A 10,927-nucleotide genomic window follows, 5' to 3' on the forward strand; every position below is an offset into this window, starting at 1 on the left:
TCCTGGGTGTGAGACGAAGACCGTGACGAGTCTATGCCGTGGGGGCGACAAGTGCGGACGGCCAGGTCCTGGCGCCGGCCCGGCGCTACCCGAACCGCGCCTCGTCGGCGTAGGCAGCGAGGAGACCGGCACTGCTGGCACCGAGCGCCCGGCCCGCCCATTCCGAGAGTCGGCCGAGCAGTTCGGCGTCGGTGGGAGCGTGCGCCTCGGACGTATCGGGGGGCTCGGACGTATCAGGGGGCTCGGACGTATCGGGCCGAGGTGGCAACCAGCGGCGACGCACCATACGCAACAGGGTGCGCTGCGCGGCCTCGGGAGCCGCGTCGAGAACGAACGTGACGAATGCGTCGACGGTCCACGGTTCCACATCGACCTGTTCGAGGGCGTCGGCCAGAGAAGGCGTCTGGGTGACCACGGCGTCGGCGTGGGAGAGCAACGCCACCGACATCATGTGCGTCTCGGCGGGGTCGACGACATACGGCACTTCCCTCAGCACGGTCGCCGGCCACGTCACGCGCGCCTCGGGGAATGCGCGCTCGAGTTCGGCGAACAGGTAGTCCCGTGTCGCGCGCGACAGATCCGCAGGCAACCGGCGGTCGACCTCCGCGATGATTCCGTCACTCCAGAAGGGTTGGCAATGGCCGTCTTCGGCGAAAGCCAACGCGACGTCACGAACCCGTGGTCGGACCAACGCGGTCGCCCCCAAGACCACCCGAACCGGCACGGCCGTCCCCCTTCCCGAAGTCGTCAGAACTCGTCGTACAGACCTTCGCGGCGTGACAGTTCGGCGAGACTGTCGAGCACCTCGGTGCGGATCCGGCTCTGTCTGTCGGCGAGGGCCAGTACGTCGGCACGCGACACTCGGCGGTGCAGGCCGTGGAATTCTGCGGGCAGGGCACCGGTGTCGATCAACCGTGCGACGTGATGCCGCGAACTGCCGAGGACGTCCGCTGCCTGCCGGACGGTCAACAGGGCGGGTACCGCCGAGAAGGTGATCGCGGTGTCCGGTCCGAGGTCGTCGATGACGCGCGCAAGTGCGCTCGGGGCCTGCTTCGCGTCGAAGGGTCCGAAGTTCACAGCGCGACCTTACGAGACGCGCAACCGTCGCGAGACGAACTGCAGGAAATAACCGAGCTTGTCTGCGGGGACGAGCGCGGGCAGCAGGATCGACCACATCGATTCGATCTGCTCGGTCAGTTGCTCGGTCCTGTCGAGCGCAGCGGACACCGTGCGGGCACCGATCAGAGACTGCAGGAGGAAATACGCCAGCCCCTCCACGTCGATCGAGGGTTCCAGGTCGCCTTCGTCGTGGGCGCGCTGCATGAGGTCGAGCATGGAGTCGAACCACGAACCGAACGGCGCGACCTCGTTGCCGTGGTAGTCGCCGATCTCCACGAGCAGCCGGAACATCGCCCGTACGATCCGGTCGGATTCGGACATGCTGGCGTTGAGGACGGACACCTCGATGGCGGTTTCGAGTGCGGGTGCGCGCTGTTCCATTTTGCTGCGCGCCGCGACGGCGAACCGCTCGCAGCCTGCATCGATCACACCGCGGGCAAGTTCTTCCTTGGAACCGAAGTGGAAGTACAGCGCACCTTTGGTGACGCCCGCCTCGTCGATGATCTCGTTGAGGCTCGCATTCGCGTACCCGAGCCGTACGAACACTTCCGCTGCTCCACCGAGTACAGCTTCGCGCGTGACTTCCGCCCGAACCTGGCGCGCCATTCCGCCTCCTCGTCGAACGACCGTGTCAGTTGAGCGAGTAAACCCAACGGCAGGTACGAAACCGGCCAGTCTGCCTCATGCAGACCTGGATGTCATCCGCATGGGCGACATCTTGGTTACCGTAGCACCACCGGACAGACCGCACGTATGTGACCATGGTCCCGAAACAGACACGATGCGGCGAACAGGCGGTCGGACGCGATGCTCAGTCGGTTCCGAGCGTCGGATCGGCCTCGAGGCGCGTCAAACCGTTCCAGCACAGGTTGACCAGATGAGCTGCCACCACTTCCTTCGAGGGGGTTCGCTCGTCGAGCCACCACGTGGCCGTCGTCGCGACCATGCCCACCAGCGCCTGCGCATACAACGGCGCGAGCTCGGGATTCAGACCCCGCCGTGAGAAGTCTCCGGTGAGCAGCTGGCCGACCTGGCGCATGGCCTCGTTGAGCAGACTCGAGTAGGTGCCCTCCTCGGCCGCCATCGGCGAGTCGCGCACGAGAATGCGGAAACCCTCGGTTCGCTCCTCGATGTACGTGAGCAACGCGAGCGCGGCACGCTCGACGCGGACGCGCGAACGATTGCGCGTCAAGGATTCGGTGACCATCGACATCAGGATCGTCATCTCCCGATCCACGACCACCGCGTAGAGACCTTCCTTACCACCGAAGTGCTCGTACACCACCGGCTTGGACACCTGCGCCCGCTGCGCGATCTCTTCAATGGACGCACCCTCGTAGCCGCGTTCCGCGAAGAGCGCGCGGCCGATCTCGATCAGTTGCTCTCGCCGCTGGGTACCGGTCATGCGGATGCGTGGATTCCGTTCGGCCGGAGGTTGCGATGATCGCGACACCTGACTCCTTCTCCCGCCGGCACCACAGCGGTACCCGTCGTTCGGTTTGTTCCGAACCACCCTAGCGATACCCGCGATATCCGCCCCACATTCGACGTCCGTGCGGTGTCATGCGAAGATCAGGGGCGCATGCCCCGGGGTTCGTGCTCCGGGGGTGTCGCAGTCCGCCGTGGTGTAATCGGCAGCACCTCTGATTTTGGTTCAGATAGTTCAGGTTCGAGTCCTGGCGGCGGAGCGGGGACATTTGCCGGAGCCATCGTGCTCCAGTGCGCGCGTCGTCGGGGCGTGTGCACGCACGCCGCGCCGAGGGAGCTACATGCAAGTGCAGACCGCGATGATCGTCCTGGCCGCCGGAGCGGGAACGCGAATGCGATCCAAGACACCGAAGGTCCTGCACACACTCGGCGGCCGCACGATGCTCTCGCACTCCCTGCATGCCGCGGCCGCCGTCGATCCGACCCACCTCGTCGTGGTGGTCGGTCACGAACGGGAACGCGTCGAGGCTGCCGTCGCCGACATCGCGAAAGAGCTCGGACGCACCATCACCGTCGCGATCCAGGACGCCCAGAACGGCACCGGCCACGCCGTCCAGTGTGGTCTGACGCAACTCCCCGAGGACTTCACCGGGACCGTCGTCGTGACTGCGGCCGACGTGCCGCTGCTCGACGCCGACACCATCGACGACCTGCTCGGGACACACGCCGATCCCGAGCCCGCAGCGGTCACGGTCCTGACCACGACGGTGACCGAACCCACCGGCTACGGCCGCATCATCCGTACCACCGACGGCGACGTCGCCTCGATCGTCGAGGAAAAGGACGCGACCGCCGCCGAACGCGCCATCACCGAGGTCAACTCCGGTGTGTACGCATTCGACGCCGCCCGGCTGCGGACAGCGCTCGGCGAGCTGAGCACCGACAACGCACAGGGCGAGCTGTATCTGACCGACGTGATCGGTATTGCGCGTGGCCACGGCGATGTGGTCCGCGCCGTGCACACCGACGACGCGGTACGTGTCGCCGGCGTCAACGACCGCGTGCAGCTCGCCGCACTGACGGCCGAACTCAACCGGCGCATTCTCGAGCGCTGGATGCGCGACGGCGTGACCGTCCTCGACCCGTCGACGACGTGGGTCGAGGTCGAGGTCGTTCTCGCCCCCGACGTGACCCTGCATCCGGGCGTCCAACTCTGCGGCCGCACGGTGATCGCCGAGGACGCCGAGATCGGCCCCGACACCACGCTCACCGATGTGCAGGTGGGTTCGGGAGCATCCGTGATCCGTACCCACGGATCCGGATCGTCGATCGGCGCTTACGCTACGGTCGGCCCGTTCACATACCTGCGCCCCGGCACCGAGCTGGGTGCACACGGCAAGCTCGGCGGGTTCGTCGAGACCAAGAATGCGCAGATCGGCGCCCATTCGAAGGTCCCCCACCTCACCTATGTGGGCGACGCCGAAATCGGCGAACATTCCAACATCGGCGCCTCGAGCGTGTTCGTGAACTACGACGGCGTGGAGAAGTACCGCACCGTGGTCGGATCTCACGTCCGCACGGGCTCCGACACGATGTTCGTAGCACCGGTGAACGTCGGCGACGGGGCCTACACGGGTGCCGGAACGGTGCTGCGTCGCGACGTTCCGCCGGGGGCACTGGCGGTGTCGGGTGCGCCACAGCGCAATATTGAGGGGTGGGTCCAGCGAAACCGCGCTGGGACCGCGGCTGCAGAGGCAGCGTCGCAAGCAGAGCAAGCAGAGCACGAAAACGAGCGTCAGAAGGACGGCCAGGACCAGTGACCAATTGGATCGACAACCAGAAGAACTTGATGCTCTTCTCCGGCCGGGCACACCCCGAGCTGGCAGAGCAGGTCGCTAAGGAACTCGGCGTCCCCCTCACCCCGCAGACCGCCCGCGACTTCGCCAACGGCGAGACCTTCGTCCGCTTCGAGGAGTCCGTCCGCGGCTCCGACGCGTTCGTGCTGCAGAGCCACCCGTTCCCGCTCAACGAGTGGGTCATGGAACAGCTCATCATGATCGACGCGCTCAAGCGTGGTTCCGCCAAGCGCATCACCGCGATCCTGCCGTTCTACCCATACGCCCGTCAGGACAAGAAGCACCGCGGTCGCGAGCCCATCTCTGCCCGCCTCATCGCCGACCTGCTCAAGACTGCCGGTGCCGACCGCATCATCACGGTCGACCTGCACACCGACCAGATCCAGGGCTTCTTCGACGGCCCGGTCGACCACATGCACGCGCAGGGCCAGCTCGCCGAGTACATCCGAGGCAAGTACGGCGTCGACAACATCGCCGTGGTCTCCCCCGATTCGGGCCGCGTGCGTGTCGCCGAGAAGTGGGCCGACACCCTCGGTGGCGCTCCCCTGGCCTTCATCCACAAGACCCGCGACCCGCTGGTGCCGAACCAGGTGAAGTCGAACCGCGTGGTCGGTGAGGTCGAGGGACGCACCTGCATCCTGATCGACGACATGATCGACACCGGCGGCACCATCGCCGGCGCCGTCAAGATCCTGCGTGAGGCCGGCGCGAAGGACGTCATCATCGCCGCGACGCACGGCGTGCTCTCCGACCCCGCCGCCGAGCGTCTCGCTGCATGTGGCGCTCAGGAGGTCATCGTCACCAACACGCTGCCGATTCCGCCGGAGAAGCAGTTCGACTCGCTCACCGTGCTCTCGATCGCTCCGTTGCTTGCGCAGACGATCCGTGAAGTGTTCGAGAACGGTTCCGTCACGTCGCTCTTCAACGGCGTCGCCTGACACCCGGATACCGCCACACGGCACACTGCGGGTACCGCTACAAGGCACACTGACACAAGGCACACTGACGGGATGTTCTCAGGGTTTCCCGTCTCGGCGCTCGACTTCTACGAAGATCTCGAGGCCGACAACAGCAAAGCATTCTGGGCCGCGCACAAGGCCGTCTACGACGATTGCGTGCGCGGCCCGATGCTTGCCCTGCTCGGTGAGCTCGAAGACGAGTTCGGCCCGGGCAAGGTGTTCCGTCCCTACCGCGACGTCCGGTTCAGTAAAGACAAGATCCCGTACAAGACACATCAGGGCGGCTACGTCGCGACCGGGCAGGGCGTCGGATTCTACGTCGAGATCAACGCCGCAGGCCTGCGGATCGCCGGAGGTTTCTATCACGGCAGCTCGGCTCAGCTTGCTGCCTTCCGGTCTGCGATCGACGACGAGCGTCGCGGCACCGAACTCGACAAGATCGTCCGCCGCATGAAGCGCGCCGGCTACGAGATAGGTGGCGAACAGCTGAAGACCCGCCCGCGCGGGTACTCCGCGGATCATCCGCGCATCGAACTATTGCGGCACAAGGCCCTGCACGCCGGCCGCACCGACGTATCACCCCCGTGGCTCGACAGTGCCCGAACGCTCGACGAGGTTCGCAGTTCGTGGCGCGCCTTCCGCCCGCTCGTGCAGTGGCTCAGCAGCGCCACGGCGACCTGACCTCCGAGCAAACCGAACGGTATGCAAATGCCGTGCGGCGCAGATGCTTTGTCGTCATTTTCACGCCACCCGGCCGTCACCGCACGTCCACGGATGATCTTCGTCACGCCGTCGGGGAACGCCGCAGGTCGGATCGGACCCCGGCCGACGAAGCCCGCGGTGTTTGACCTAAGGTGGCTCCTCGTGATCGACGCGCAGACTCTCGAGGCCCCCATGGAAACCCCGACAAATCGGATTGCGCGGCGGTGGTCGCCCGGCGCTTGCGTCTGGTGCGGCGACACCGACTCGGTCGAAGAGTTCCGAAACGAACCCCGTTGTGCCACTTGCGTCCGCCATGAATCCGTGATCGACGAGGCCCGGCGGTTCATGGGCACCTACGGTCTGCGTCCCATCGGCGGGACCCTGCAGTCGGACGACGAAGAAGAGTACGAGTACAGGGTCGCCGCACGCGATGCGCGCCGTGCCCTCAACGACATTCGACTCGACGAGCAGCCGGACCCTGCACTCGTCCGCAAGGCTCTGCGTCCCCGCGCTGCAGCCATCGTCGCCGACAAGCCCGCGGCGACGAAATCGAGTTCCGCGTCGGGCTCGTCGTCGTCGACTCCGCGTCGTACCCCTGCCGCGGCCGCAGCGACCACGAGCGTCGATCTGGACGAGATCCAGAGCCGCGCACTCGCGTTGCTCGATCAGCTCTCCACGATCGATGCACAGCTCGCGTTGGTCGCCGAGCAGTCCGGCCTCGCAGCCCGTGCTCGTCGCAGCGATCTCGAGAAGCAGAAGGCGACGGTGCTGCGCACTCTCGCTGCACTGGAGAAGGCTCGGCTCAGCGCCGCGAAGTAGAGCAATCACCACGTGGGTCTCGGGCGTTTTCGATCACATGCCCGACACCCACGGAACAGGCGGGTCCAGTGAGGGCACGACGGCGAGCCGTCAAGTAAGGGCACGACGGCGAGCCGTCAAGTAAGGGCACGACGGCGAGCCGTCAAGTAAGGGCACGACGGCGAGCCGTCAAGTAAGAGCACCGTCGGCGATGTCGACGGTGAGCGGGACGAGGTCGTCGCAGTTCGGAGTGTCGCTCATCAGGACCACCGCGGGAACGTTGCGGCCGCTCGACCTGTTGTAGCGCTCCGCGCCCGGCCGATTGGTATCGATCACCGATTCGATCGGCGCCGCGATCCGGCAGGAGTCGCCTGTCTCGCTGACGTGCAATGTCAGGCCCTCGAACACCACCTCTCGCGTGTCGTCGCCTTCCGGCGGCGCGAATTCGGGTTCGAGCCCGTAGTGGATGCTCCATGTCGTCGGCGCGGCTCCCTCCTGGTGCTGAGTGAGGACGCACCGGTACGGGTCGCTGTCGATCTGCCACCCGACCAGCTCTTCCGGCGCGAAGTTGGCGACGATCTCGCAGGGGTCGGCCGCCGCCAGCCGGATTCGACCCGGGCCGCTCGTCGGCCTCGCCGGTAGCGAGGGCACGAGTGTCAGTGTCTCCGAGAGGGTATCCGCCGCGACCGCGCACACCGGTACGCTTTCCCCGCTCGAATCCTCGGAGCGGTGCTGCGTGACCGCGATCGTCGCGAACCGCGTAGGTGGTACTGCGTCGGCCGTCACTGTGACGGGGATGTCGAGCGCGAACGTCAGTGTGCAGCCGAGGGAATTGTTGTGCGTGGTCGGGCTCCGGTAGACCTCGGTGTCGCCGAACGACCAGTCGCGCTGACCATCGGTATCCGGAACCGGCGACAGGTCGATGGTCACTTCCAGCTCGTCGTGCTTGGCTCCCCCCGACGGATGCGCGACGGCGGTGCACGTGTCGAGTGCTTGTTGCGGCCCGAACTGACGCACTTCGCCGTAGCCGGCAACCACCGATTCCGGGAGCAGGGCGCATGGATCGAGCCGTCGTAGCCTCTCCGCGACCTCGAGCAGCATCTTGTCGGACGGGTCGATCGAGCGACTGTGGGTGTTGGGGGCGAGGTAGTCGACGTGAGCGGCCGGGGTCTCGACCGGAGTCCCGGCCAGGACTGTCGCGCATCCCGTCAGAGCCGACGGCACGGCGACGCACGCGACGACGGCAGCAGCCATCGAACGCGTTCCTCCCCGCACCCCGACCACCGACTTCCCAAGTAATCGTCAACCAATTGTCAAGGCCGACCCAGCCAATCTACGTCATTCCGCGAAAATCGGCCCCGCTCGGCGCGCGGCACATCGCACGCCGAGCGAGGCGTTCACCGTGCGGCCCGGGGTCATCTCACTGTGCTGGGCGCCGTGACCGATCTGACGTGGTCACACACCGCGGCGAGGACCTCACTGCTACGCGGCACTGCTCCTGACATCCAGAAGACACCGTGGACGAGCCCATCGAATCGGCGCACTACGGAGTCGACCCCGGCGTCCTGCAGCCTCGCCGCATAATCTTCTGCTTCATCGCGGCCGACCTCGTACTCGTTGGTGAGCACGAGTGCCGGTGGAAGCCCGCTGAGATCGTCGGCGCGTGAGGGTACGGCGTACGGGTTGCTCGCGTCACCGGGTCCGGCCAGATAGTGATTCCAGAACCAGTCCAGACCTGGCTTCGTGATGATGTAGCCGTCCGCATATTCGCGGGTCGACGGGAAATCGGAGTTCGGATCGATCACCGGATAGATCAGCACCTGCCCGCGCAACCGCGGCCCACCCTCGTCGCGGGTGCGCAGCGCCGTCACGGCTGCGAGGTTGCCTCCGGCGCTGTCGCCGGCGAGCACGATGTTGTCCGGGTCGCCGCCGAAGTCCGCGATACGAGCAGCAACCCAGATCAGTGCGGCGTAAGCGTCGTCGGGGGCGGCGGGAAAAGGATGTTCCGGCGCCAGTCGGTACTCGGCGGACACGACGATCGCACCCGTCCCGTTCGCGACGGCGCGGCACGGCTCGTCGGCGACGTCGATGCTGCCGCCGATGAAGCCACCACCGTGCAGGTAGAGGACGACAGGCCGCGGTCCCGTGCCTTCGGGAACGTAGATGCGCAGTGGCAGGTCGCCGACTTCACCCGGGTAGCTGAGGTTCTCGACTCTCGCGACGTCCTGCGCGGTGGCCTGGAGACCGGTGAAGGTGTCGACCACACCGCGTGCCTGCTCCACGGAGAACTGCTCGAATGAGGTGAATCCCTGTGAGTTCAGTGCGTCGATGAGCTGGGATACGTGTTCGTCCAGAGCCATGGGAACTCCTTCGTTGTTCGGTGACGGTGATGGGAATCAGGAAGCCAACGATGTGCGGTTCGAGTCCGCACCGGTGAGGACGAAGCCCTCGTACCGGCGCTCCACCACCTCCGCGCACTTGGCGCGGTAGGTCGGTGCGCCACCGAGATACACGAGGCACACCCGCGGCTTGCCCGGGATGTTCGCTCCCATGTACCAGGAGTCGGTGTTCGGCATCAACGTCGCGCTCGCGAGCTCGGCGCAATGCTCGACCCATTCGTTCTCCGCGTCGGCGAGCGGTTCGATCGTGTCGAGATATTCGGCGTGCAGATTCGCGATGGCGTCAGCCGCGAAATCCACGTGGTCCTCGATGGCCAACGGCATGTTGTAGAGCACGGACGGCGACTGCGGTCCTGTGATCAGGAACAGGTTCGGGAAGTCGTGCATCATCAGTCCGAGGTAAGTACGGGGGCCGTCTGCGAACTTGTCGTCGAGACGGAGTCCGTCGCGTCCGACCATGCCCATCGCCAGCAGCGGACCGGTCATTGCATCGAATCCTGTGGCGAGGACGATCACGTCGAGTTCGTGCTCGACGCCGCCGGTACTCACACCGTCCGGGGTGATCTCGTCGATCGGCGCGTTCTTCACGTCGACGAGGGTGACGTTGTCGCGGTTGTAGGTCTCGTAGTAGTTCGTCTCGAGCGGCGGGCGCTTCGTGGCGTACGGGTAGGTGCTCGGTGCAAGGAGGTTTGCGACCTCGCGGTCGTTCACTCGCTCGTGGATCCGCTCGCGGATGTACTCCGACACGGTGTCATTGGCTTCCTTGTCGAACAGGATGTCGCGGAAGCTGTCGATGAACAGGCGGAATCCACCGGCGTCCCATCGCTCGTCGAAGACCCTGCGCCGATCCTCCACGGACACTGCGAGTGCGGAATCCTGGACCTGGTCGTACGGCACACCGAGAAAGTGGTTGCGTGCAGCGTCGCGCAGTTCCTTGTAGTTCGCCTTGACCTGCGCTGCTTCGGCCTCGTCCGTGGGTGCATTGCCGATCGGCGTCGCGTAGTTCGGGGTCCGCTGGAACACCGTGAGATGCCCGGCTTCCTTCGCGATCTCCGTGATGGCCTGGATACCACTCGAGCCGGTGCCGATGATGCCCACGCGCTTGCCGGTGAAGTCGACACCCTCGTGCGGCCAGTTTCCTGTCAGGTAGACCTCGCCTGCGAACTTGTCGATTCCCGGGAACTCCGGGGTCTTCGGCACCGACAGGTTGCCGGCACCCGAGATGAAGTAGCGGCCGGTCACGGTCTCACCGTTGCTCGTCGTCACCGTCCAGAAACGAGCCTCGTCGTCCCACACCACCGACTCGATGCGGGTCTCGAACGTGATGTCCTTACGCAGGTCGAAACGATCGGCGACGTGGTTCAGATACTCGAGAATCTCGGGCTGTGCGGCGAACTTCTCACTCCAACGCCACTCCTGCTGAAGTTCCTCCGAGAAGGAATAGGAGTAGTGCACCGATTCGATATCCACGCGGGCGCCGGGGTACCGGTTCCAGTACCACGTCCCTCCCACGTCGTCTGCCGCATCGAAAACCCTGGTCGACAGGCCCATCAGGTCGCGGAACTTGTGCAGCGCGTACAGCCCGGTGAAGCCGGCGCCCACCACGATGACGTCGACATCGGGGGTCGCGGAACGGTGGAACGGCATATCGTGGCTCCTCGTGTAG

Annotated in this window: 11 protein-coding genes and 1 tRNA gene; 5 read left to right on the forward strand and 7 right to left on the reverse strand. The window is 65.8% G+C overall.

All coding sequences use genetic code 11. From position 1 onward, the window contains the following. Positions 1-85: 85 nt before the first annotated feature. The 4 genes from Q7514_RS19320 to Q7514_RS19335 all read right to left on the reverse strand — a co-directional run bounded on the left by Q7514_RS19320 (position 86) and on the right by Q7514_RS19335 (position 2,524). Complete coding sequence (locus Q7514_RS19320) at positions 86-724, reverse strand: PIN domain-containing protein (RefSeq protein WP_330134892.1); 639 nt, start codon at positions 722-724, stop codon at positions 86-88. A 23-nt stretch (positions 725-747) separates the two neighbouring features. Continuing rightward, on the reverse strand, positions 748-1,077 hold the full coding sequence (locus Q7514_RS19325) for a helix-turn-helix domain-containing protein (protein WP_330134893.1): 330 nt from the start codon (positions 1,075-1,077) through the stop codon (positions 748-750). A gap of 9 nt (positions 1,078-1,086) precedes the next feature. Continuing rightward, positions 1,087-1,725 carry a ScbR family autoregulator-binding transcription factor gene (locus Q7514_RS19330; RefSeq protein ID WP_330134894.1) on the reverse strand — a complete coding sequence of 213 codons (639 nt, stop codon included), beginning with the start codon at positions 1,723-1,725 and terminating at the stop codon, positions 1,087-1,089. A 205-nt stretch (positions 1,726-1,930) separates the two neighbouring features. Then, positions 1,931-2,524 carry a TetR/AcrR family transcriptional regulator gene (locus Q7514_RS19335; RefSeq protein ID WP_054715858.1) on the reverse strand — a complete coding sequence of 198 codons (594 nt, stop codon included), beginning with the start codon at positions 2,522-2,524 and terminating at the stop codon, positions 1,931-1,933. A 211-nt stretch (positions 2,525-2,735) separates the two neighbouring features. On the opposite strand from Q7514_RS19335, the gene Q7514_RS19340 reads away from it, so the two are divergent. From Q7514_RS19340 to Q7514_RS19360, 5 genes are all read left to right on the forward strand, one after another. Beyond that, positions 2,736-2,807, forward strand: a tRNA-Gln gene (locus Q7514_RS19340). 81 nt (positions 2,808-2,888) lie between these two features. Next, positions 2,889-4,367: a bifunctional UDP-N-acetylglucosamine diphosphorylase/glucosamine-1-phosphate N-acetyltransferase GlmU gene (gene glmU, locus Q7514_RS19345; protein WP_330134895.1), complete on the forward strand. Its 1,479-nt coding sequence runs from the start codon at positions 2,889-2,891 to the stop codon at positions 4,365-4,367. Then, a complete protein-coding gene (locus tag Q7514_RS19350) occupies positions 4,364-5,341 on the forward strand; it encodes a ribose-phosphate diphosphokinase (protein WP_330134896.1) in 978 nt (325 codons plus the stop codon). Before glmU ends, Q7514_RS19350 begins: the two co-directional genes overlap by 4 nt. A gap of 72 nt (positions 5,342-5,413) precedes the next feature. Next, the gene (locus Q7514_RS19355; RefSeq protein ID WP_330134897.1) at positions 5,414-6,043 is read left to right on the forward strand and encodes a DUF2461 domain-containing protein; all 630 of its coding nucleotides are present in this window, start codon (positions 5,414-5,416) and stop codon (positions 6,041-6,043) included. A 183-nt stretch (positions 6,044-6,226) separates the two neighbouring features. Continuing rightward, positions 6,227-6,883, forward strand: a complete 657-nt coding sequence (locus Q7514_RS19360; RefSeq protein WP_330134898.1) for a hypothetical protein — start codon at positions 6,227-6,229, stop codon at positions 6,881-6,883. Positions 6,884-7,051: 168 nt separating this feature from the next. On the opposite strand, the gene Q7514_RS19365 is transcribed toward Q7514_RS19360, so the two are convergent. From Q7514_RS19365 to Q7514_RS19375, 3 genes are all read right to left on the reverse strand, one after another. Beyond that, the gene (locus tag Q7514_RS19365; protein WP_330134899.1) at positions 7,052-8,116 is read right to left on the reverse strand and encodes a hypothetical protein; all 1,065 of its coding nucleotides are present in this window, start codon (positions 8,114-8,116) and stop codon (positions 7,052-7,054) included. A gap of 161 nt (positions 8,117-8,277) precedes the next feature. Then, positions 8,278-9,222, reverse strand: coding sequence for an alpha/beta hydrolase (locus tag Q7514_RS19370; protein ID WP_330134900.1), 945 nt, complete (start codon positions 9,220-9,222; stop codon positions 8,278-8,280). A 36-nt stretch (positions 9,223-9,258) separates the two neighbouring features. Beyond that, on the reverse strand, positions 9,259-10,908 hold the full coding sequence (locus Q7514_RS19375) for a flavin-containing monooxygenase (RefSeq protein ID WP_330134901.1): 1,650 nt from the start codon (positions 10,906-10,908) through the stop codon (positions 9,259-9,261). Positions 10,909-10,927: the final 19 nt, after the last annotated feature.

Source organism: Rhodococcus artemisiae, from assembly GCF_036327795.1.
In the GTDB taxonomy this organism is placed as follows: domain Bacteria; phylum Actinomycetota; class Actinomycetes; order Mycobacteriales; family Mycobacteriaceae; genus Rhodococcus; species Rhodococcus artemisiae.

Bases quoted from the DNA above. Each gene is read 5' to 3' on its own strand.
- Q7514_RS19365 (WP_330134899.1), bottom strand. From the start codon at position 8,116: ATGGCTGCTGCCGTCGTCGCGTGCGTCGCCGTGCCGTCGGCTCTGACG.
- Q7514_RS19330 (WP_330134894.1), bottom strand. From the start codon at position 1,725: ATGGCGCGCCAGGTTCGGGCGGAAGTCACGCGCGAAGCTGTACTCGGT.
- Q7514_RS19370 (WP_330134900.1), bottom strand. From the start codon at position 9,222: ATGGCTCTGGACGAACACGTATCCCAGCTCATCGACGCACTGAACTCA.
- Q7514_RS19375 (WP_330134901.1), bottom strand. From the start codon at position 10,908: ATGCCGTTCCACCGTTCCGCGACCCCCGATGTCGACGTCATCGTGGTG.
- glmU (WP_330134895.1), top strand. From the start codon at position 2,889: ATGCAAGTGCAGACCGCGATGATCGTCCTGGCCGCCGGAGCGGGAACG.
- Q7514_RS19335 (WP_054715858.1), bottom strand. From the start codon at position 2,524: ATGACCGGTACCCAGCGGCGAGAGCAACTGATCGAGATCGGCCGCGCG.
- Q7514_RS19355 (WP_330134897.1), top strand. From the start codon at position 5,414: ATGTTCTCAGGGTTTCCCGTCTCGGCGCTCGACTTCTACGAAGATCTC.